Source organism: Lysinibacillus sp. FW301-JW8, assembly GCF_058788755.1.
Map to the genome: position 1 here is coordinate 25204 of NZ_JBYTBB010000044.1, position 23106 is coordinate 48309.

19 protein-coding genes are annotated in these 23106 nt (G+C 35.8%); 9 read left to right on the forward strand and 10 right to left on the reverse strand.

The window, feature by feature from the left end; genetic code table 11:
* From AC3WOM_RS17275 to AC3WOM_RS17295, 5 genes are all read right to left on the reverse strand, one after another.
* A partial coding sequence (locus AC3WOM_RS17275; RefSeq protein ID WP_492447733.1) for an InlB B-repeat-containing protein occupies positions 1-1265 on the reverse strand: 1265 nt, incomplete at its 3' end.
* 17 nt (positions 1266-1282) lie between these two features.
* A complete protein-coding gene (locus AC3WOM_RS17280) occupies positions 1283-1909 on the reverse strand; it encodes a phage tail protein (RefSeq protein WP_492447734.1) in 627 nt (208 codons plus the stop codon).
* 19 nt (positions 1910-1928) lie between these two features.
* Positions 1929-2315, reverse strand: a complete 387-nt coding sequence (locus tag AC3WOM_RS17285; RefSeq protein ID WP_492447735.1) for a GNAT family N-acetyltransferase — start codon at positions 2313-2315, stop codon at positions 1929-1931.
* A 166-nt stretch (positions 2316-2481) separates the two neighbouring features.
* Positions 2482-2877, reverse strand: coding sequence for a hypothetical protein (locus AC3WOM_RS17290; protein WP_492447736.1), 396 nt, complete (start codon positions 2875-2877; stop codon positions 2482-2484).
* Position 2878: 1 nt separating this feature from the next.
* Positions 2879-4027: a hypothetical protein gene (locus tag AC3WOM_RS17295; RefSeq protein WP_492447737.1), complete on the reverse strand. Its 1149-nt coding sequence runs from the start codon at positions 4025-4027 to the stop codon at positions 2879-2881.
* A 236-nt stretch (positions 4028-4263) separates the two neighbouring features.
* Here AC3WOM_RS17295 and AC3WOM_RS17300 point away from each other — a divergent pair, with 236 nt between their 5' ends.
* The gene (locus tag AC3WOM_RS17300) at positions 4264-6342 is read left to right on the forward strand and encodes a sensor histidine kinase (protein ID WP_492447739.1); all 2079 of its coding nucleotides are present in this window, start codon (positions 4264-4266) and stop codon (positions 6340-6342) included.
* Positions 6335-7057, forward strand: coding sequence for a response regulator transcription factor (locus AC3WOM_RS17305; RefSeq protein ID WP_492447740.1), 723 nt, complete (start codon positions 6335-6337; stop codon positions 7055-7057). The genes AC3WOM_RS17300 and AC3WOM_RS17305 overlap by 8 nt, the downstream gene beginning before the upstream one ends.
* 48 nt (positions 7058-7105) lie before the next feature.
* On the opposite strand, the gene AC3WOM_RS17310 is transcribed toward AC3WOM_RS17305, so the two are convergent.
* On the reverse strand, positions 7106-8158 hold the full coding sequence (locus AC3WOM_RS17310) for a helix-turn-helix transcriptional regulator (RefSeq protein WP_492447741.1): 1053 nt from the start codon (positions 8156-8158) through the stop codon (positions 7106-7108).
* A 112-nt stretch (positions 8159-8270) separates the two neighbouring features.
* Between AC3WOM_RS17310 and AC3WOM_RS17315 the strand changes: the two genes are divergently transcribed.
* The 5 genes from AC3WOM_RS17315 (at position 8271) to AC3WOM_RS17335 (ending at position 12531) form a co-directional block, all read left to right on the forward strand.
* Entirely contained in the window at positions 8271-9248 is a 978-nt protein-coding gene (locus tag AC3WOM_RS17315; protein ID WP_492447742.1) for an ABC transporter substrate-binding protein, read from the forward strand.
* Entirely contained in the window at positions 9223-9957 is a 735-nt protein-coding gene (locus tag AC3WOM_RS17320; protein ID WP_492447743.1) for an ABC transporter permease, read from the forward strand. Before AC3WOM_RS17315 ends, AC3WOM_RS17320 begins: the two co-directional genes overlap by 26 nt.
* Positions 9958-10073: 116 nt before the next feature.
* The gene (locus AC3WOM_RS17325) at positions 10074-10757 is read left to right on the forward strand and encodes an ABC transporter ATP-binding protein (protein WP_492447744.1); all 684 of its coding nucleotides are present in this window, start codon (positions 10074-10076) and stop codon (positions 10755-10757) included.
* An 11-nt stretch (positions 10758-10768) separates the two neighbouring features.
* On the forward strand, positions 10769-11473 hold the full coding sequence (locus AC3WOM_RS17330) for a class I SAM-dependent methyltransferase (protein ID WP_492447745.1): 705 nt from the start codon (positions 10769-10771) through the stop codon (positions 11471-11473).
* Entirely contained in the window at positions 11470-12531 is a 1062-nt protein-coding gene (locus AC3WOM_RS17335; protein WP_492447746.1) for a saccharopine dehydrogenase family protein, read from the forward strand. The genes AC3WOM_RS17330 and AC3WOM_RS17335 overlap by 4 nt, the downstream gene beginning before the upstream one ends.
* A gap of 115 nt (positions 12532-12646) precedes the next feature.
* On the opposite strand, the gene AC3WOM_RS17340 is transcribed toward AC3WOM_RS17335, so the two are convergent.
* The 4 genes from AC3WOM_RS17340 to AC3WOM_RS17355 form a co-directional block, all read right to left on the reverse strand.
* On the reverse strand, positions 12647-13369 hold the full coding sequence (locus AC3WOM_RS17340) for an amino acid ABC transporter ATP-binding protein (RefSeq protein WP_492447747.1): 723 nt from the start codon (positions 13367-13369) through the stop codon (positions 12647-12649).
* Positions 13362-14021: an amino acid ABC transporter permease gene (locus tag AC3WOM_RS17345; protein WP_492447748.1), complete on the reverse strand. Its 660-nt coding sequence runs from the start codon at positions 14019-14021 to the stop codon at positions 13362-13364. Before AC3WOM_RS17345 ends, AC3WOM_RS17340 begins: the two co-directional genes overlap by 8 nt.
* An 87-nt stretch (positions 14022-14108) precedes the next feature.
* Positions 14109-14909: a transporter substrate-binding domain-containing protein gene (locus tag AC3WOM_RS17350; protein ID WP_427539517.1), complete on the reverse strand. Its 801-nt coding sequence runs from the start codon at positions 14907-14909 to the stop codon at positions 14109-14111.
* 454 nt (positions 14910-15363) lie between these two features.
* Positions 15364-18984 carry a leucine-rich repeat protein gene (locus tag AC3WOM_RS17355; RefSeq protein ID WP_492447749.1) on the reverse strand — a complete coding sequence of 1207 codons (3621 nt, stop codon included), beginning with the start codon at positions 18982-18984 and terminating at the stop codon, positions 15364-15366.
* Between the two features lie 178 nt (positions 18985-19162).
* Between AC3WOM_RS17355 and AC3WOM_RS17360 the strand changes: the two genes are divergently transcribed.
* Together AC3WOM_RS17360 and AC3WOM_RS17365 are read left to right on the forward strand one after the other, a co-directional pair.
* Positions 19163-22180, forward strand: a complete 3018-nt coding sequence (locus AC3WOM_RS17360; RefSeq protein ID WP_492447750.1) for a hybrid sensor histidine kinase/response regulator — start codon at positions 19163-19165, stop codon at positions 22178-22180.
* 5 nt (positions 22181-22185) lie between these two features.
* Positions 22186-22887: a response regulator gene (locus tag AC3WOM_RS17365; protein WP_427539508.1), complete on the forward strand. Its 702-nt coding sequence runs from the start codon at positions 22186-22188 to the stop codon at positions 22885-22887.
* The last annotated feature ends 219 nt before the right edge of the window (positions 22888-23106 follow it).

The following is a 23106-nucleotide window of genomic DNA, read 5'->3' on the forward strand; positions in this document are numbered from 1 at the left end:
GTGTACCAGCCACCAAATGTATGGTTTGCTTTTGTTGGTGCTGATGTCGGCTCAGTTGCTTTCTCTCCATGGGCTATATCTTGCGGTGTGACTGCACTTCCTCCATCTACATTAAAGCTCACCGTATACGTCACTGGATTCCATTTTGCATAGACGATTGTGTCTCCTGTGATGGCATTGTTAAAATTAAATGGCGTATCTACGGCACTGCTTGTGTACCAGCCACCAAATGTATGGTTTGCCTTTGTTGGCGGTGATAGTGGTTCTGTCGCTTTCTTTCCATGAGCTACGGTTTGCGCAGCAACAGTACTTCCTCCATCCACAATAAAACTTACAGAATATTCATTAAGTGTAGTTACATTCACCATAGTATAGGCTGTTTTATTTCCTGCTGTATCCTTAACAATAACATTAAAATAGTAATTTACATTTGGTAATAGCCCTGAAATATCACGTGTTACAGTATTCTTCGAATAATTTCCCAATGCAATCCCATTTGTCTCTATGTTATTTACCGTATCAATATTATTACTTATAGATTGATAGACTTGATACTCCAAATCTTCTGTAGAAGTAATATTGTCAGTTGCAGTTAACCAATTTAGCGTTACACTTTTTGAGCTAAGGTTTGTAGTAGTTATGCTTCCATCTATTAATGTAGGAGGTATAGAATCTACCGAACCTGTAATCGGTTGATCTACATCTATATTATAAATTCCAATCCAAATTTCAGAAATTTTATCTACACGGCTTATTCTTAATTCATCAATATTTTGCCATTCCGATTCTGTAAAGACGATATCCTCCAACGCAGGATATGCGATATTAATAGTTTTTTTGGCTCCCTCAATAAATCCATTATTCCTATATCCTTCAATTTGCCAAGAATTAAAATTTTCAATTCCACTTTGTAGTGTTAATTTATTTATTTTGAAAGGTCCTTTATTTGACTTTATGACTAGTTTTGTTGCTCTTCCAATACCCCCCTGCATATCAAATCCGAAATCGCCATTGGTATCCATATAAATATTGTATGCACTTTCATCTGGTAAATCATCTTCTTTTACTAATGATAAAGTCCAATCCCTAATATCCACTGGATTTGGAACATTATTTCCACCATCCCAACTTTCAAAATCCTCGCTTGATGGAAATGTAGTTGCTGAAACCGTTGGAACCTCAACAAGTGTCATCGAAGAAAGATTTAACACTATCATACAAATGCACAGAATACCTATCTTTAACCTAGAAAATATTTTCATCATAACACGCCCCTTAATTACTAAGGTCTCTGAGGATAAAGTCCTTCGATACAAATAATATAGTTCACTGCTAAATATGGTTGGCGATTATCAAATGAAGTTCCACTTCCTGTCTCTCCTATTGCACCATTTATTACCACGTTACCAGTTACGGGAGCATCAAAGGGTTTAAGAGTACTATTGGATGTATTCTTACTATAAATAGTGGCATCCCTACCATTGGACATGCCTTTCCCTAGATTACTGGTATTATCCGGAATATTCGATGTACCATCATTGTTTACAGTAGGAATAGCAACAACAGCTTTGGCATTATTAAGCGTACTACTTGTACTGCTAAACGTATGATTATGCTTTGGTAAATTATTGATATTTAAAGTAGTCTGCTCTGTTCCACCATTACTACCATTTGAATACGATGATATTCCCGCATCTCTTTGTCCCCCCATATCAGCACCTACAGGTACCCGACCATTAAGATTCGGCAGATTAAAATATGTTTTTCCATCCCCTCCGTACTGGAACCCAATTACAGCATACAAAGCTTGATATTGATTAACTGGTAATTGTTGTCCATTACATAACAACCATCCCCTAGGGGCATACGTTCCTGCCCAAGGTAAAATTACGCCTAGAAATGCTTCCATAAATATCTCTCCTTTAAATTTATTTTCTCCAGTACATCTCATATGTTGTTTCTTTATCCATTACAAACTTAAATCCTAATTCTTCATATAATTGATAAGCTGCTGTATTGAATTTAACCACTTCAAGATTTATGCCCTTAATATAATAAGATGCTTCCTTCATCAGGGATTTTAAAATATACTTTCCAATACCTTTGCGTCTCCACACATGAAGTAGTCCTATCCAAATTAATCGATAGTCTTTATTTGTTTTATCTATACTATATCTCCCTATTGGCTCCCCTTTATATTGAATAATTATCTTTTCTGCTCCTGGGAACATTATTTTAGTTTGCACATTATCTAACTCATATTGTTGTACAATACTTTTTCTTACATTTTCATCCTCTATATACGCTAAATCCATTCGTGATTCCTCAAATATTCGATATAATATCGCTCGGTCTTCTTCTGTAGCTGTACGTAAGCTTATTTCATCAAAATCATCACCTTGTCAGAAAAATTGGATGTATTTAGATTCATAATTATCACCACACACACTTTTTTTCATTACCAGTATCAATTAATTGTCCTTAGGAATTCTTATTTGTTACAATGATGGATCGCACAAAGTTATGACCCTTTTCCGGTAGGTCTTCCCAGCTATCTATATGGAATTGATGATCCGCTAAGCATTCAGCTCTGTTTTTACTTTTTTGCGGTACATCTAATGATAGTGAGATAGTGCCATAGGATTTTTCACCTGATGGTACCTTATCTCGCCAAGAGCACGAACATTCATAGCCATTTGGTCCAGTTGAAGCCTTAATGCCTAATGCCTGAATAGTTGTATTAGGTGGAACATTGAGAGGCTCCCTGTCCTCAATATCCTCTGTATTCCAAATACCCCAAGTTCGTTGCTTATGAAAAACTTCTAATTCACGATCTGTTGCATTTGTAATCATTAACGAAAAAGTCCAAGTTGCCATTTTAACGCTCTCCTCCTGTTGTTACTTTTTTCTTTGCATTGTCCATAACATCGTATTCATGTGTACGGTTCAAAATTGCGTAATCCCATTCGGATGCTCCGATTAATGTTGTCACATTATTTTTATCAGTTCGATATAAAAGAATCATTTTACTAAAAATCCAAGGTACAACATCCATATCTTTATCGCTTGGTGCTTCAAATTCTCTATCAATTGATTTTCTTTCTGTTTGCTGTTGCTCTTTTGTCACAGAATTTAATATATTAAACTTCGCCCTTATTTCCGTCTGTAATTCCTGTGATACACTTGCCTTCACTATTTTTTCTTCAGAAACTGAAGCATTTTCCGTAAATTTCAGTGCGGTCTCAATCGTGCTAACCTTTTCTACTACTCTCTTACTTGTAGTCGATATAAAACGTTCATCTTTTACTTTTATTTTTCCTCTTCTAGTGACCGTCTCAATTTTTGTAGCATCTGCTCTTAAGCAAGTTACCTCAACAGAAAAATAATCATTCACTTCACGCTTTTTCAAATAAAGGCTATCAAAATCTAAATCATTGACCCCATCCCAAAGTTTTTTTGAAATTTTAAATGTAGACGTTTTAAATATCGCATTCTTTTCAAAGTGAACCCCGCTAGGAATATACTGATTAAGATCAATAGTTTCTACATTCTCAACAACTTTCAATGTTTCTATTTTGGACCAATCTGTATATAAACTATTAGGTACTTCCTTTTTTCTTATCCTGTTCATCTTATTCGAAATACGTATATCCCGAACAAAGTTATGTCCATCATGAGTAATACCCTTCCACTCATTTACCTCAAAATACCCATTTGCTCTGCAAGCTGCTTCATTGGGATTATTATATGGCACATTAACATAGATGCTTACTACCCCGTACGGTTCCAGCATTTTCTCTTCCTGATTCTTGTTATTATCCTTCCATGAACATGAAAATTCATAGCCATTTGGACCAAAAGCGGATTTGACTCCTACAGCCTGTATTGTTTCTCCCGCTTTAATTGATTGGGGTCCTTTATCCTCTTCACCATTTGTATTCCAGTATCCCCAGTGCAATTGTGATTCAACTAACTCTATATCTCGATCTGTGTCATTTGTAATATTTAAACTAAATGTCCAAGCCATAATTTAGTACCTCCGATTCATATGATTTAATATTCAGAAATTAATTACCCCATTTATATGAAATATTTAATTCTTACTACCTAATAAAAAATCTAAAGGTTGCATTTTTTTGGTGACTTTTAACTTTTTTTTTATTATATTATAGGTCAATAGATTCCACCACGAATTCATTCCATTTTTTAGGTTAATTTTTCTTAACCTTTTGCTATGAAATTATTGAAAGTTAGGAGCTAGATATGAAAAAAATTATCGCCATAGCTACCGGCTTCTTTCTAATTATTTTCCTTTTTATCCCTATCATTACACTTGGTGAGGGAAAAACGACTCTTTCCGCACAGCAAGGTATTTATTCACTACAGGAAATGGAGCTGCAAGATAAAAAATTTTATTTACGGGGACAATGGGAGTTTTATTGGCAGGAGCTGCTTCAGCCTGAGGATTTTCAACATTCTAAGTTAAAAGTAAAACCTCAATACATAGAAGTACCGGGTACATGGGCGAGAGCTACTTATACTGGTAAACCTTTGTCAAATCAGGGGTATGGAACATATCGATTGCATATTCAGTTAGATGAAAAAGAGAAGGACCATTTATTTTCACTCTATCTACCCTCCGTCGCTTCTGCCTTTCAGCTATGGGTAAATGGTAAACCTATTGCGGAAAATGGTAAGGTGGGTATAGACCGTCAAAGCATGAAACCAAGATCATTTTCGCAGGTAGTCACTTTTCAGTCTGAATCTAAAGAAATAGAATTAATCATGCAAGTATCAAATTTCTCTTCACGCAAGGGAGGAATGTGGTCTCCTATTATTTTTGGCTACGAACATGTTATTAAAGAGCATCGGGAACTCACTATTATAAGAGATGTCATCATTGCAAGCTCTGTCCTTGCTCTAAGCTTTTATTATATTTCCTTATATTTATTTAGGGTTACTACTCAGTTGCCAATTTTTCTAGGCATCTTTTGTTTATTACTCTCTTTACGAGTAATGCTAGTTGGTAATATTCTCTTAATGCAATTATTTCCCTTATTCCCCTGGGAATTAAGCGTGAAAATTGAGTATCTTACTTTTTATATTGGATTTATGGTTGTATTTTTATTTTTAGCACATACCTTCCCTCAGGAAATTAATAAAAAAATAGTGAGGATGACGCTTTTTGTCTGTATATTATTCAGTCTGACAACTTTATTTCCCGCTATTATTTTCACTCAATTTTTCTCTACTTTTCAAATTTGGATAGGCTTTATGCTTCTATATTTGCTATATATTGTTTCTCTAGCGGCATTACGTAAACGTGAGGGATCTTACCTAAATTTCTTTACAATGGTTGTCTTAATGATTGCAATCGTCAATGATTTATTTTTATATAATGGCTGGTTAGAAACCATCGATTTATCGCCCATTGCGGCTGCCCTTTTTCTATTTATTCAGACATTGGTAGTGGCACAGAAGAGTTCTGAGGCATTTAAAAGAGCTGAATCCTTATCTGTGGAGTTATTAAAAATAAATGCCTCCCTTGAGCAAAAAGTGGCAGAGCGGACAAAGGATTTGCAGGAGAAAAATAGTCAGCTCCTGCACATTGAAACATCCAGAAAATCATTTTTTTCCTCTGTTGCACATGAAATAGGAACACCTATGCAAATCATGCAGGGCTATATTCAAATTATGCAGTCTAAAGTTGAATCTGAGGAATTACAGGAATATTTAACGATCATTTACGAAAAATTTAAATTTTTCCATCATCTATCTAAAGATCTTCAAGATTTAGCAAAAATGGATGAAGGGCAATTTGAATATACGTTTGAGCATATCAATGTCCATTATTTCTTAGAATACATGGTTAAGCAACTGAAGCACTACATTGAAAATGAAGGTCTTCATTTTCAGCATTCAGCCTTACACACAATAGAGGGAGTTTCCATTTATGCTTGGTTAGATGTTACTCGCATGGAGCAGGTATTTTTAAATTTAATTCAAAATTCTATTAAATTTACTCCTACAGATGGAACCATTGAAATTGATGTAGATTGTACGCCCAACATAAGAGATACGCTGCAAGGTTCTTTGTCAATTAGGGTTACGGATAACGGACAAGGTATTGATGCTGAGTTATTACCTCATATTTTTAAACGTTTTATGAAAGGAAATGCCCCAAATAAGGCAAAAAAAGGATCTGGTCTGGGATTAGCCATTAGTAAGGAAATTATTCATAAGCATCGGGGAAACATCTATGTTGAAAGCGAGCTTGGTAAAGGCAGTACCTTCACAATAGTCATACCTGTAAACTTTGTAAAGGAGGATATACATGGCTAAAAAAATTATTATTGTTGAAGATGATGTAGATATTCAAAACCTTCTTAGTGTTGCATTAAAAAACGCTAATTTTTTGCCATACATATTTTCAAATGGTGAAGATACCTTACAGCAATTTAATATTGTACAACCTGATCTCGTTCTATTGGATGCACAACTGCCTGGCATTGACGGCTTTGAGGTGTGTGCAGAAATTCGTAAATTTTCAAATGTCCCTATTATTTTTGTGAGCTGTTTAGCAGATGGCTCAGATATAATACGGGGGCTAGAGCTGGGCGGAGATGATTATGTCACAAAACCCTTTGATTTATTTGAATTAATTGCACGTATGCATTCAAATATAAGAAGATCGCCTGTATATATCAATGAGACTATAAACCACAAGCATGTAGACTCAGAGACCCTGTCCATTGAAAACTTTCGCTTTCATATTCACTCTGGAAAAGTGAATATTAATGATACTGTACTCATATTGCCCACTAAGGAATTTCAAATTTTATTTTTTTTAGCGCAGCATCCTGAGCAAATTTTTCATCCATCTGAGCTTTATAGATTGATTTGGGGAGAGGATAGTATCGGACAAACCCAAGCAATAAAGGTTCATATCAGTAACCTTAGGAGAAAATTAGAGTCTATTTCTGGGCATCATGCGAAAATTTCAAATGTACGAGGCTTTGGCTATCAGCTATTATTTCATCAAAATGACCATTTATAAATGATAAGAATCTGCTATCGATTCAGCAGATTCTTTTGTTAGTTCTTATTAATCTAATTGGAATCGAGAAAAAATTTTCCACACTAGCTCATTTCGATTCGAGACATTTACTTTTTGAAAAATAACCTTTAAATGATCCTGCACTGTATAATTTGAAATACTAAGATTATAGGCAATCTCTTTTGTAGGAATCCCCTTAATAATTTCAAACACAACTTCCTTTTCCCTTGGTGTGAGATTGTAGGCCGTTATTAAAAAATTTAGCATTTCTCTCGATGAAGCCTCATTTATTAATAAAGCTATTTGCTGTTCTTGATGGCTTGTCCACATAAGTGATGCACGAATAGTAATATAACCTGTATCCTTAATAGGCACTATTAAAGAAGTATTGGTATTGTAATTGTCAGCAAGCAATTTTGCACATATCGCCTGAATAGGCTTTGGTATTTGCAATTCCGATAGGCTTTCATACTTTCTTAAAATTGATAACAATTTGCGAGCCTTTGAATTACTAGAATGTATTCTTAGCTCTCTATCAAAAATAACAATACCTTGTTCTCCCTCTACAGTTGGAAGTCGCTCCTCAATAATATAATGATGGAACCCCTTTAAAGTCTCCCCCATAATGGGCATCACTATTTTTATAAGTACTAGATCTTTGTCTTGAAATAAAGATTGCTCACTTTCAGCTCTTTTGAACAGCGTTAAAAAACCATAGCATTGTCCCTGATAAGTTAAAGCAGCTCGTATTTCATCACTAAAACCATTAGGAGCTAGCACTTCTCTATAGCGGAAGCTTTGATTTGTCGAATCACTTAGCCTACCTATGTGTTGACCACTGCGAACTAAGAATTCATATTTATTTATATCCTCTATAGCATACTCCAACTCCATTATCTCCTGATGAATAGCCTCTATAGAATGTTCCGTGACAGCACCTATCGAAAAAAGTGTATGTGCATCCGTTAATGTACAGCAATATGCATCAAAATTTATTTGCGTACGCAAAGCTTCTATCATCAATTGACGATATTCAAATGAATTTTTGCTGAGCTTTAAGCATTGTTCAGATTTTCTTCGCCAGTACTGTGCATCCATCATAAAAATCTACCTCCCCCCAGAAATATGGGATAGCTCTTTTTTTCTGAAACTTTATAATTGAGAATAATTCTTAATTAAATTGTACAAGAGTTCACTAAGGAGGAATACTATTTTGAAGAAATTTTATTACATATTTTTTATTGTCTTGCTAGTAGTAACTGTTATTAGTGGTTGCTCAGAAAAATCCTCTCCTGCCACTACCAATTATCAGGATTCAGATGAACAGCAGCATACTCTCAAGGCAACCATTAGTGCTCCAAAATCGCCATCTATTTTTCCAAGTATCTTGCTAGCACATCAACAAAAGGATATTGAGCTTATCACATGGGAAACAGCAGATACTCTTTTAGCTCAAATACAGAAAGAACAAGCACAATTTATGGCACTTCCTCTTAATATGGGGGCAAATTTATATGCGAAAGGTATGCCCTTGCAGCTTATTCAAGTCAATACATTTGGCTCTATGTTTCTTGTTTCAACCGATAACAATGTTCACGAAATAGAAGATTTAGCACATCAAACTATTTTCGTCCCTAGTCAAGGTGGTCCGCCAGATATATTAACAAATTACTTAATCACTCAAAATAATATCCCAGGTGTTAAGCTATCATTTGTCAATATATCGGAAATTGGTCAACAACTAGCATCAGGTGCAATCCAGCATGTTGTTATTCCAGAGCCATTGTTAAGTATAGTGCAAGCAAATTTACAGACAGATTTACATATCGTCATCAACTTTGAGGAAGTATGGCAGAAACAATCTAATCAACAACTACCACAAACCGGTATTTTTATTAATAAGAATTGGGCGTCTAGTAACCAAGATGCTATTAAACAATTTCAAGCTCTTTCTGAAGCAGCAATTACTGATTTACATCAACAGCCAGATGTTACCTTGCCATTACTTAGTGATTTTTTCAATAGTGATGAAAAGATCATGAAAAGTGCATTAACAAATAGCTCCTTACACTTTCAAACCGCTCAACAAGCCCGAAAGGATATAGAAGCTTACTTTAAGATTTTACTAGAAATTGCACCTGAATCCTTAGGTGGTGCTTTACCTAATGAAGATTTCTATTACAGTGAATAGCCTGCTTCGTTCAATAGGTAGTATTATCGTGCTAATACTTCTCTGGACCATGTTGGCTACTAAATATCCTGATGTACTATTACCTAGTCCTATTGTAGTTGCTTCTGTCTTATTCAAACTATTAGGAAATTCTATATTTTGGTCAGCATTCTTTATTACAACATTATCCTTTCTTATTGGTATATTGTTGTCTCTATTGTTGGGCAGTATGTTAGGAATCATGGCAGGTTTATCAAATATGATAAAGAATGTTATAAAGCCGATTATTATTTTGGCTCAATCCATCCCACCTGTTTCATGGATGCTATTCACGGTTTTATGGTTTGGAGAACATGGTGGTGCCCAAATCTTTATTGTTTTTGTCACCTTAGTACCTATCTTTTTCTTTAATGTAATGAAAGGGATACTTCAAACTCCTCAAGAGCTGCTGGAAATGGCTCTATGTTTTCGAGTCTCACGCAAGAAAATGATAAGAGATATTTATTTCCCACAAGTGTTACCTTACCTACAGTCTGCCCTCTTAATAGCAGTTGGCATGGGATGGAAGACAATTGTGATGTCAGAATTAATCGTTGGACATGGAGGTATTGGACAACAGCTTAGCCAAGCACGTATTTACTTTGATACCCCAACAGTTTTTGCTTGGACAGTTATTCTAGCTTTGGCAGGTCTAGCCATGGAATTTCTCTTACAGAGGCTAATAAAGTGATGTGATGTTTCTATCTGTTTGTTAAAGCAGACGATCATTTTGCGGATTAATTTCTAGTTTTTCCACCTTTATCTTCGTCATTGTCCGTTTATGCAGAATAGAAAGGGGCTCAACCTATGTTAACCATAGATAATTTATCCTTCTCAAGAAATCAAAAGCAAATTTTTCAGCAGTTTCATTTACAAATAGCTCCTACCACAGTGACATGTATTTTAGGCTCTTCTGGCATTGGAAAAACAACATTATTGAAGCTTATTGCGAACTTAATTTCACCGGATGCAGGGTTTATCAGCTTTCCTATTGGCTCATTGGGATATGTTTTTCAAGAGCCACGACTTCTTCCTAGTCTCACCGTATTTGAAAATATTGCATGGGTGGATGAGACAGTCACAGAGGATAGAATAGATCAATTATTGGAAATTGCAGGTCTCTATGATGCTAAAGCGCACTATCCACATCAATTAAGTGGTGGTATGAAGCAGCGTGTTTCTCTTATTCGGGCAATGGTCAACCAACCAGCACTTTTGCTAATGGATGAACCATTTCAATCATTAGATATCCACTTAAAAAATGAAATGCTTCAACTAGTGCGTTCACTTTGGTTGGACTATCAGCCCACAGTTATATTAGTGACACATGATTTGAATGAGGCTCTTAATATTGGACAACGAATACTTATTTTAGGGAACAGCCCAACACAAATAGTAGGTGACTTTACAAGACAGTCAGCAATCTTCCATAAGAATGATTGCTTAAAGATGAAGGAGTTACTCTCTGCATCTACTACCCACAAAAATTAGGAGGTATTTAATTGAATAAACCATTACACAACTGGGATGACTCTTCTGTCTCTACATACCAACAATCCATTCGTCAGAAGATTATTGGCTACGACCTTATTTATGACATGATGGCCAATATACTTCATAGCTTTCCCACTACACATAAAGTTTTAGTAGTAGGTGCAGGTGGTGGGCAGGAATTACTAACATTAGGAGAATTATTGCCTTCTGCTCATTTCACAGCAGTTGATACATCCAAGGTAATGCTGGAGCTAGCTGCTAAACAAATTGATATGCTTCCATATGCACTTAATATTGAATGGATTGACAGAGATTTACTGACATCTAACGTAAAAGAGCTGTTTGATGTAGCTACCTGTCATTTAGTTTTACATTTTATGCAGGATCTTGATCAAAAGAAAGCACTGCTTCAAAAAATAGCAGATAGCTTGAAGGAGAATGGCGTGCTGTTTATATCTTCTATAAATGCTGATTTAACTTCCTCAGCGTTCAAGCATCAGCTCCGCTACTGGCGAGGCTCAATGCTCCATAATAATATTTCTGAAAATCATTGGCAACGTTTTGAACAATCCTTTAGCATTACAACCCACCCGATTAAACTTGAATTGCTTATTAATTTATTGAAGGATGTTGGCTTTACAACAATCATTCCATATTTTAAAACACATATGATTGATGCTTTAGTAGCTATTAAGGGAGAAAATTTTAAATGAATAAAGAGAATATCTTAATTGTTGGAGGCTATGGTGAAGTCGGAGGGAAAATTGCAAAACTCCTATTACAAAGCTATCCGAATAGAGTATTAATTGCTGGTAGAAATATAGAAAAGGCTAAACAATTATGCACTCTCTATAATCATCTTGCAATCCCTCTACAGATGGATGTGTCGAAGACTGTACGTCTGAAGCAACTAGAAGGTGTAGCGCTTGTAATTATGTGTTTAGAGCAACAAGATACTGCATTTGCTCAGCTCTGCTTGAGAGAGGGGATTATGTACATTGATATTACTGCCAGCTATGCCTTTCTTAAAAAATTAGAGGATCTTCATCCAGTTGCTGTACAATATCGTTCTACAATTGTCTACAGTGTTGGGATGGCACCAGGATTAACCAATTTAATGGCGATGCATGCCGCACAGCAATTAACTACTGTTGACCAGCTTCATATTTCAATTTTACTTGGAGCAGGGGATACACATGGCACTGCGGCAATTTTATGGATTTTGGACCAGCTAAATAAGCCCTACCATATTATGTATCAGCATAAAAAGCAGATCGTCAATAACTTTACAAATAGGAGAATTGTTCATTTTAAGGGTGTTGGAAAACGCAGTCTCTATCAATTTAATTTTTCAGATCAGCATACATTAACCAAGCATTTTTCAACTAGACAAATTGTTACGAGAATGGGCTTTGATATTGAGTCGCTCAATCGATTTGTCTCGTTTTTACAAAAAAGTCGTCTATCCTATTTACTAAAATTCGACAAGGTTCAACATCTACTTGCATCAGCTATGCAAAAAATAAAAATTGGTTCAGATATATGTGGCATTAAGGTGGAGGCTATTGGTAGGGGTCAGTATGAGAAGAGAGCTGTAGCAATAACATTTTTGGAACATGATGAATCAATGGTAACGGCTAAAATCGCAGCAACTATCGCTACTGAATTACTTGAACATAATCAACCAGCAGGAGCCTATCATATTGAGGAATTGTTTAATGTCGAAACATTAAAGAAACATTTTACGTTTTCCTCATTTATAGAAGAATAAAGATTAATTTTCTAAATAAAAAAATGCACGATGATTATTAGAAATTTATCTAACAATCACCGTGCTTTATAACTTTATCCGCTTGAATCTAATAGACTAATGATTTTTTTGCATACTATAAAACCTTCTCTAAAAAGTCCTTTGCACGCTGTGTTGATGGCGCTTTAAAGAATTGTTCTGGTGGAGCATCCTCAATTAGCTTTCCGCCATCGAGGAATAGTACGCGATCTGCCACCTCACGAGCGAAGCCCATCTCATGGGTAACGATTAACATTGTCATGCCTGTATCTGCAAGATTTTTCATAACTGCTAAAACCTCTTTAACCATTTCTGGATCAAGTGCAGAGGTAGGCTCATCAAATAAAATTACCTTTGGATCCATTGCAAGTGCACGAGCAATGGCAACACGTTGCTTTTGTCCACCAGACAAACGATTAGGATACTCATGACGCTTCTCATATAGGCCGACTTTTGTCAGTAAATCCTCTGCATTTTTTATGGCAGCTGACTTGTCCATCCCCTTCACATTGATGGGTGCATATGTTAAATTTTCTAGTACTGTTTTATGTGGAAAAAGATGAAAATGCTGAAAAACCATACCAACTTCTTCACGTATTTTCATTATATTTGTCCCTTTATCAGTTAAAACATCACCAGCAATTGTAATTTTTCCGCTCGACGGCTCTTCTAATAAGTTTAAGCAACGAAGAAATGTTGATTTACCCGAGCCGGAAGGACCAATAATGGCAATAACCTCTTTTTCTTTGATTTCAGTTGAAATCCCTTTAAGTACCTCATTTTGTCCATATGATTTATGAAGCTCTTCAATTTTAATCACTTTTTCTCATTCCTTTCTCGATTCGTTTACCAAGGAACGTTAAAATAAGCGTCATAATGTAATAAATTACACCAGCAAAAAGTAAAGGCTCAAGATAGCGATATGTTGAACCACCAACTATATAAGCTCGACGCATAATATCTAATGCGCTAATGACTGTTACTACTGCTGTTTCTTTGTTTAATGTGATAAATTCATTGACTAAAGATGGTAAAATATTTTTTACTGCTTGTGGAATAATAATATCCTTCATCATTTTTGCATAGGGAATTCCAAGTGCTTGTGCTGCCTCCATCTGGCCTTTATCGACTGCATTAATACCAGCACGAATAATTTCTGAAATATAAGCACCTGAGTTTAAGCCAAATGCCATAATTGCTGTTGGAATTGGTTCAATTTGAATATCTAATAACTGTGGTACTGCATAGTAAATAATTAATAATTGTAGGACAAGTGGTGTACCTCGGAAAATGGATGTATAAAAATCCGCAAACCAACGTAAAACATTCACTTTACCAATTTTACACAGTGCGAGTAGTATCCCTACGATAAAACCGATGATTGAGGCACCAATTGCAATTTGAAGTGTAACACCTATTCCTTTAAGTATATAAGGAATAGAGGGAACGATAGCTGAAAAATCTAAATTCACAGCATCTCCCTCCTTTCTTGATTTCTGTTAAGAATATGAAAAGCACAAGCGATAGCCCAAAATAGAGCTATCGCAGTGTCTAAGTATTTATTCAGCTTTTTCTAGCCATTTTTCTTCTAGCTCTTGAATCTTACCTTCATCAGCTAGTTCCTTTAATGCTTTGTTAATTTTATCTTTTAGGTCGCTTCCTTTTGGAACAGCGATTGCTTTGAAATCTTCTGGTTGCTCTTCAACAGGGAAAGCAGCTAATTTATCATTTGTTTTAAGATAACCTTTGGCAACGCCACCTTCTAAAATTCCGGCATCCAAACGTTTAGACATCATATCCTGGATGATTTCTGGAATTCGAGTACGTCCTTCAACAGTTGCATCTACCTTTTTCGCAATATTATTCCCTAAATTTTCTTGAATAGAAGCTATTTGTACACCAATTTTTTTGCCAGTTAAATCAGCCTCTTTTTTAATACTGCTATCCTTTTTCACGATAATTACTTGTTCTGTCTCATTGTATTTATCCGTGAAATCCACCACTTGCTCACGCTCTGGATTCGGCGTCATACCAGAAATAACTACATCAATTTTACCTGCTTGTAATGCTGGTACTAGGCTGTTAAAATCCATATCCTGCACTTGCATGTCTACACCAATTTTTTCACCAACTAATTTGATCAAATCAATATCAAACCCGATAATTTCTTCACCTTTTGCAGCATCAACATACTCGAATGGTGCGTAATCAGCTGAAGTACCTACCTTTAATACTTGCTTCTGCTCTGTACCCACATCAGCATTTGAGTTTGTACTATTGTCTTTATTTTCTTTTGCGCCACATGCAGCTAGTACACCAATTACTAGAACGAGCATTAGCAAGAATAATTTATTCTTCATCATCATAGATCTCCTTTTAAGTTTATTTTATTGTGTATGAGAATGGATTTCTTGAAAATAGTCAAATGGATAATTATTCATTCAAAAGAATAAAAAATCTATCTGCTAATTAAGATATACTCTTTTGAAATAATAATCAAGTTAAAGTAAATAATTTTTAGCTAAATATTATAAATATAATTTTCAGATAAGTCAATTTATTTTTGTTTTCAACATTAATAAGGTTACCTTTACTATTTTCCGTTTTATCAACTTTTATCCCACTATTGCACAATTCCCATAAAAAACTTTTAGCATCATTCAATTTCATCCTAAAAATGTAAAAAAGCATGTAGGAGATCTATATCCCCCACATGCACTAAATAACCTGCTGATCTCTATTCTAGTTTAATCCAAACAAATTTTGCCGATTTCTAAAAGCCTATCTATTATTATAAAGACAGCTTTCCTCTGATTATTGTGCTGCTGCTTGAACCTCATCAAATGCCCAGTGGTTGCTTGAAACATCTGTGAATAATGGCGTTTGTTCTGTTGACGCAACTGAACGTTCAAATAAGCGATTTAATACTTTTACTGCTTGTGCTCTTGTTAAATAACCATCTGGATTGAACGTATCTTTAGCTGTACCCGTCATAATGCCATGTGCACTAACTACCGCAATCGCTTCAGCTGCCCAGTGGTTAGTTTTTACATCCTTAAATACCTTTGCCTGAGACTTGTTCACTTCCCCATTTTCTGCTAACCATCGTGCAACCACTGTAGCCATTTGTGCACGTGTGATAGAGCCATTTGGGTTAAATGTTGTTGCTGTTGTGCCTTTAAATAAGCCTGTTTCCTTCACAAATTCAATCGCATCCTTGGCATCATGCTTTGTTGTATCTGTAAATGTCGCTGTTACCTCTGGAATTAAATTGCCTGTTAGATGACGTGCCAACATACTTGCCATTTGAGCACGTGTTACAAATGCCTCTGGACGGAATGTACCATCTGGATAGCCCTTAATATATGGCTCAGACACAGGCTCTTCTACTGTAACTTCTTCCTCCACTTTTACTTCCTCTTTTGGCTGCTCCTTTTTCATAGGTGCATATAAAATTGAGAATGTAGAGAATTTTGTTACCTCGAATTGGATTCCTTTTGTTCCTTCTTTGAAATCCACTATTTGCCCACGTACTATCTCTTTTGTGCCATCACTATGTTCGATATAGACTGCTAAACTATCTAATTGCTCCTGTGTGGCATCCTTTGGTAATGGCAATGTCAACGTTACTGGACGGTTCTGCATATTTGTTTCAATGGTCATTGGTTGTCCGAGCAATGTGATTGTTGCACTGTTTGTTAATTGTTGTACATTTACCTCTGTTTTCGCATGTTCTTCTAATTGCTGCTTTGTTGCCTGTACTTTGACTGGCACTACACGGAAATAAAAATCATTGTCGAAATTCGCTAAAGAGGATGCAGGAATATCCAACTTCACTGTTTCCATATCAATCCCTAAGCCTGCTTGCCCTTCTGCTAGCAGTCGTGCTGCCTCTCTTGCAATACCTACAGTTGTTTCACTTACTTGTTGCTGTTCATCAGGAATAACGATACGTGATTTTTTATTCTCCTTATTTGCTAGTTTATCAATCGACTCTCTTGCATTCGCAGGTGTAAAGTTCACTGTATCCTTTATTACACCACCACTATTGTCGCGTGTAATAACTGTTTGTACGAGCACTGCATTGGGATTACTCGCATCCACTACATCTACCTTAATTTGATTAGTTGTAGATGGCATTGATGGTGTTGAATCTGGCACTGATGGCGATGTTACATTCGGTGTTGATATAGCATTCCATTTTGCATAAAGTGCAATATTTCCTGTTACTTTATCAGTTTGGAAATTCCACGGTGTTTGCAATGCACCATCTTTATACCAACCTACAAATGTATAGCCTGATTTTATTGGTACAGTAGGTGCAGATACGCCTTCACCCTGCGTCACGGTTTTCGGTGCTACATCACTGCCTCCATTTGAATTAAATGAGACGATATATGCTGGGAAACCTACTGAATAAATTGTCATTGCCTGTGGTATAGTGCCATTCCATAGTACAGATGGCTGCATAGATTGGTCTGTGTACCAGCCTGTAAATGTTGGTATTACAGTTTGTTCACTAAAAGCTGATTCGTCTATACTATCCACAGCCCCCTTAAACTCAACTGTTTCTAAGTTATTACTTCGAAATGCTGAAATACCTATTGCTGTGATTGTTGATGGAATTGTGACACTTGTTAATTTATTTGAAGCAAAGGGTGGTCCGTCAATTTCCTGCACACCTTCTGGAATCTCTACACTCGTCAATTCATTTTCTGCAAAGACTGCCCCATTAATCTTTTTAAGTGTTGATGGAATCTTGACATTTGTTAATTTATTCATTAAAAATGCATTACTACCGATTTCTTCGATTCCTTCTGGGATATCTACATATGTTAATAGATTTTCCGAAAAGGCACTATAACCAATTTTCTTCATTGTGGAGGGCATGATTAAGTTGGTTAACTGATTCTCTGAAAAAGCAGATACTTTAATTTCTTGTATACCTTCTGAAATAGTTACATTTGTTAACCCTTTCTTCTTAAAAGCACCAGCCCCTATAACTGTTACATTTTTGCCATTAATTTCAAATGGTATTTCCAAATCTGTTGGCACTTGCCCTGTATAGCCTGTAACCGTTACTGTTCCATCACCATTGTCGGATGTAGTAAATGGACTTGCTGATAGCCACTTTGCATGCAGTGTTACAGGTTCTGTTACTGTATCAGTTGCAAAATTCCATGGCGTTTGGAAGTCCTCACGATACCAACCATCAAAAATATAACCATCCTTTGTTGGATCAGTTGGCTTCGTTACAAGCTCTCCATCTATAACATCTTCTTTTTCTACTGCACTACCCTCATATGTTTCAAAGGTTACTTCATGCGGTGTTTGTGGTGTAGAGTAAACTTTTAGGGCTGTTGTTACAGTTTGTTGATCCCATAGTGATTGGCCATTACCGTTTATAAACCACTGAGTAGTATTTATGTCACCATTTTGAAATTGAAATGCCATAGGATCAATTGTCACTTCTTGATTTGTTGGTTGTTTAAATTCTATTTTCTTTAATTTATTAAATGAAAAGGCTGAACCGCCAATCGTTTTTATATTAGATGGGAAAATAATGCTTTCCAGTTCATTTATTAAAAATGCGCTTATGCCTATTTCTATAGGACTTCCTGATTCAAAAATAAGGTTTGTTAATTTATTCTGCGAAAAAGAACTCACGCCTATCTTTTCTACACTTGATGGAATCGTGATAGACTCAATTTGATTTAACAAAAAGGCACTATCTCCAATTTCATTTAAATTAGAAGCTGGCTCAAACATTAATGATGTCAGTTGACTATTTTCAAAAGAATTGTTGCCTATCTTTTGAACGGAAGAAGGAATTGTGACACTACCTAAAGCATTGTATGCAAAAGTTGACATCCCTATTTCCTCTAACTTTGAGGCTTGCTCAAACGTTAAGGACGTTAGTTGAGTCATAAAAAAGGCATGGTTACCTATCTTTTTAACAGAAGCAGGGATTTGGACACTTCCTAATGTATTGTTCATAAAAGCTACTAATCCTATTTCCTCTAAGTTAGAAGCTGATTCAAATGTTAAGGACGTTATTTGATTATTTGCAAAGGCACCATCTCCTATCTTTTGAACAGAAGCAGGGATTTGGACACTCCCTAATGTATTGCTACTAAAGGCTGACATTCCTATTTCCTTTAACTCAGAGGCTGGTTCAAAAGTTAAGGATGTTAATAGACGATTTGCAAAAGCACCCTCTTTTATTACTGTTACTTTTTTTTCAACACCACCATCCTGTAGTGTGTGTGGAATAACTAAGTTTCCATCTGGGATTAGTCCTGCATATCCAATAATAGTTAAACCATCTGGATTCGTTTCTGTTAGGAATCCACCATCAGCTTTAGGAGATAATACCCCTAGCTGTGACCAAATAAGTACCACGATGATGAAGACGCTACTCCATTTTTTTATCATCTATAAACCTCCTCTTTCATGTGTTGTTTTACTTAGTATAAAAGAATCATGAGTTTTCTTGGCGTTAAGATTTCTTAACGTTCAGCCTGCATCTATTAATAAAGGAATCTATCTTGTATAATCCAACTAAAACCGTGTCAAGTGAGTGAGTCAATGAAGGTTTAGGGGGTTTTTAAGGATGAAAAAATTATCAATACTGTTCGCAATTATTATCGGAGCACTGCTGCTAGCAGGCGTTATTCTCCCCTTATCCCAAACTAAATCGCATGGACCACTAGCAGTTAAAGGCGTGATGGATTTGCGCCATCATATATTTAACGATAATGCTCCTATCAAATTAGATGGCGTGTGGGCATTTATTCCGAATCGTTTGGTTGATGGTGCGACCTTCGATACCTATCAAAGCTATCTCGTAGATGTCCCTTCAGGATGGACTAAATATACAATTGATGGACAACCGCTCCCCTCATTCGCAAGTGGAACTTATCGACTTAAAATTTTAGTAAATGATCCTAAGGATATTTTAGGAATTAAAACAAACGTCATTCGCATGTCCAATGCAATCTATATCAATGGACATCGAATTGGACAAAGCGGAGAGCCTGCTGAGAATGCCCGCTATATACCGCACAATACGCCGTATACTGCTTATTTTTCGCCTGATCAAAATGAACTGGAATTGATTGTGCATGTAGCAAATTTTGATTATGCACCAGGAGGGGGTATTATTAGCTCCATTTTTTTGGGGGATCAAACTAGTATTACAAAGCTTCGTGAAAGTGCATTATTCTACGATTTAATTACACTAGCAGCTTTTTTAACAATGTTTATCTACTTTTTTGGCTCTTATCTTTATTCTAAATTAGGGATTGAGCAGCTTTATTTTGCGTTATTTTGTTTTGCAAGTGCGCTTTACACGCTTACGCATGGCGAAAAGCTGCTACTAGCCCTTGCCGATATGAGCTATGTACCGTTTCAAAGTATACAAATGGCTTCTAGTGTCTTTGTTGGTCTTTCTATTTTGCTCTATTTTTATCGCGCTTTGCCACAATATATGAATTATTGGGTGGTAAAGGTACTATCTGTTATAGGTATAGTCATGATGTTATTTATGATACTGCCAGCATCCATTAATTCTAAATTACAAAACGTTAATTCCTTATATGTATTTGTCAATATCATTTATATTTTCTATGTACAAATTATCGCAATCTACCGACGTGTTCCTGGTGTTATGTATTTAATAATAAGCTCGTTAGCCATTCTGCTTTATTTTATCGTTGCTACATTAAATACACATATTAATCTTGAATTGAATGCCTTGCCGCCCTTGCTGCCATTTATTTGTTTAACAATGCTTTCTTTATATATTTCACATCGTTTTGCAGATTCATATTTAGAAAAAGGTAAACTAACAGAGGCACTTTTACGTGTAGATCAATTAAAAGACGAATTCCTTGCTAAAACATCTCATGAATTCCAAACACCTTTGCATGGCATTATTGGAATTTCGCAGTCTATGCTGAATGACAATAGCAAGCCTGATTTAGCTGTAGAACAGAAAGAGAAAGTAACACTTATTTTTAATATCGCTGAACGCCTCTCCTATTTGGTTAACGATATACTCGATTTTTCTAAATTAAAGGAGAATGAACTAGCATTGCAGATGACAACTGTCGATTTATTTGCGACTACACATATGACTGTGGAAGTGCTGTCCTATACAATTAGCAAAGATGTAAAAATCTATAATCATATTGAACGTGGACGCTTTGTCCATGCGGATGAAAATCGACTTCGACAAATTCTCTATAACTTAATTCATAATGCAGTGAAGTATACAAATAAAGGAACAATCGATATTACTTGCTATGAAGAGCAGGCATTTCTAGTGATTGACATTAAAGATACTGGATGCGGCATTGCACCCGAAAACTTAAAAACAATTTTTAGCCCATTTCAGCAATTAAGCCGTTCTGTTGATGGTACTGGATTAGGTTTGCACATTACAAAGGAACTTGTGGAACGGCAAGGCGGCAAAATCAGTGTATATTCTATTGTCGGTCAAGGTACGACATTTTCTGTTAAACTGCTAAAAGCACAGCAGAAACATGAAGAATTACAAATAACACCCATACAAACCTATCGACACCCTTTCCTGACATTCCCACATATTGTTGAAAATATTGGGAGGAAAAAAATTCTTATTGTGGATGATGATGCTGTTAATCTAAAAGTATTAATTGATATTCTGACACAGGAAAACTACTCTATTATTGCTGTTGATAAAGGGCAGCATGTCTTTGATCAGGTCACACAGCATCCTGATATTGATTTATTAATTTTAGATATTATGATGCCTACTATTTCTGGCTATGAGGTTTGTCAGCAAATTAGACAAAATTATACCTCTACAGAGCTACCCATTTTAATGTTAACAGCGGCCATGCATCCAGAGGATATGATTGCAGCCTTTCAATCAGGAGCCAATGATTTTTTACATAAGCCGCTCGATATAGTAGAGCTCAAAACGCGTGTACGCAATCTTATTTTACTAAAGGATTCAGCAGAAACAGCAATTGCGATGGAAACTGCCTTTTTACAGGCTCAAATTAAACCGCATTTTGTTTACAACGTACTAAATTCAATTTTATCGCTTAGTTATTTAGATTTGGAGCAGGCGCGTACAATGATTACAAATTTTGCTTTCTTTTTACGCAATAGCTTTGCCTTTGAAAATGCCAATAGTCTTGTTCCTTTAGAAAAAGAGCTTAGTCTCATAGAGGCATATATAAATATTCATTGCATGCGATATCCTGAGCAGTTAGAATGGGAAATTTGCATGGATGAGCCTATTCAGTGTCTAATCCCCCCGCTCCTGCTTCAACCTTTAGTGGAGAACGCACTTCTTCATGGGCTGAAGGCAAAAAAAGAGGGTGGTAGGCTGCAATTATTGATTAAGCAAGAGCAGCAAATGTTGATTTTTCAGCTTACAGACAATGGCATTGGCATATCACCAAAGCTTTTGCAGCAAATTCAAAATGGTGAAACAACTGCTAGTGAAGGAATTGGCCTTGTAAATATTTCTAAACGATTAAAAAAATTCGAAAATGCTGCGATCCATTTTGAAAGCCTTGAAAATAAAGGAACAACTGTTGAAATTCATTTCCCAATTATTTCAATAGAAAGGATATGAGTATTTTGTTAAAAGCAATCATTATAGATGATGAAATTTTAGCCATTCGTTTATTAGAATCCATGCTAAAGGCAAGCTGCTCTATTGAGATTATAGGAACCTTCCTAAATCCAAAAGAGGCATTAACAAATATTGATACATTAAAGCCTGATATTCTGTTTTTAGATATTGAAATGGCTGAAATGACTGGTCTTGAACTTGCTTCTAAAATAGAGGATGCCTCACATCAAATAGATATTGTCTTTGTGACAGCGTATGAGCATTATGCCTTAGAAGCATTTGATGTACAGGCTACAGACTATATTTTAAAACCAATTGATTATGACCGATTATTGAAAACGATTGAGCGACTATACGAACGACGATATCCTATGAAATCCTTGATGTCGATGGAACATGATTCTACTAAAATTATTCATACATTACATTTTCATATTCATTCAGGAAAAGTTTCAACTGGTGATACTGTATTCGCTTTATCAACAAAGGAATTTCAAATTTTATTCTTTTTAGCACAGCATAGTCATCAAGCCTTCCCATCTGCTGAGCTATATCGACGTATTTGGGATGAGGATAGCATTGGGCAAACACAGGCATTACGTGTTCATATTAGCAATTTAAGAAAAAAGCTAGACGCAATTCCAGGACAACCAGCTAAAATTGTGATGGCAAGAGGTGCTGGCTATCAATTAGTTTTTCAATATTAATCGTAATAGCGCTATCCTTTCGTTTTGTGGTTCTATCCACGATTTCGGGAATTTAATCCACCAATTCAGCACAATTATCCAGCACTTTAAATCCTCTATCCACCAATAGAAAAAAGACTGCTTGCTTTGGCAAACAGTCTTCCATGTTGTTGAAATACTATTATGTCAATGAAATCAAGGTGACAAATTAAAAAGTATAGCCCTTTTTCAAAACGAGGG

Coding starts and splice junctions, on each gene's coding strand:
- AC3WOM_RS17350 (WP_427539517.1), bottom strand. CDS start 14,909: ATGAAGAATAAATTATTCTTGCTAATGCTCGTTCTAGTAATTGGTGTA.
- AC3WOM_RS17325 (WP_492447744.1), top strand. CDS start 10,074: ATGTTAACCATAGATAATTTATCCTTCTCAAGAAATCAAAAGCAAATT.
- AC3WOM_RS17300 (WP_492447739.1), top strand. CDS start 4,264: ATGAAAAAAATTATCGCCATAGCTACCGGCTTCTTTCTAATTATTTTC.
- AC3WOM_RS17335 (WP_492447746.1), top strand. CDS start 11,470: ATGAATAAAGAGAATATCTTAATTGTTGGAGGCTATGGTGAAGTCGGA.
- AC3WOM_RS17355 (WP_492447749.1), bottom strand. CDS start 18,984: ATGATAAAAAAATGGAGTAGCGTCTTCATCATCGTGGTACTTATTTGG.
- AC3WOM_RS17320 (WP_492447743.1), top strand. CDS start 9,223: ATGAAGATTTCTATTACAGTGAATAGCCTGCTTCGTTCAATAGGTAGT.
- AC3WOM_RS17305 (WP_492447740.1), top strand. CDS start 6,335: ATGGCTAAAAAAATTATTATTGTTGAAGATGATGTAGATATTCAAAAC.
- AC3WOM_RS17290 (WP_492447736.1), bottom strand. CDS start 2,877: ATGGCAACTTGGACTTTTTCGTTAATGATTACAAATGCAACAGATCGT.
- AC3WOM_RS17295 (WP_492447737.1), bottom strand. CDS start 4,027: ATGGCTTGGACATTTAGTTTAAATATTACAAATGACACAGATCGAGAT.
- AC3WOM_RS17360 (WP_492447750.1), top strand. CDS start 19,163: ATGAAAAAATTATCAATACTGTTCGCAATTATTATCGGAGCACTGCTG.
- AC3WOM_RS17285 (WP_492447735.1), bottom strand. CDS start 2,315: ATGGATTTAGCGTATATAGAGGATGAAAATGTAAGAAAAAGTATTGTA.
- AC3WOM_RS17280 (WP_492447734.1), bottom strand. CDS start 1,909: ATGGAAGCATTTCTAGGCGTAATTTTACCTTGGGCAGGAACGTATGCC.
- AC3WOM_RS17310 (WP_492447741.1), bottom strand. CDS start 8,158: ATGATGGATGCACAGTACTGGCGAAGAAAATCTGAACAATGCTTAAAG.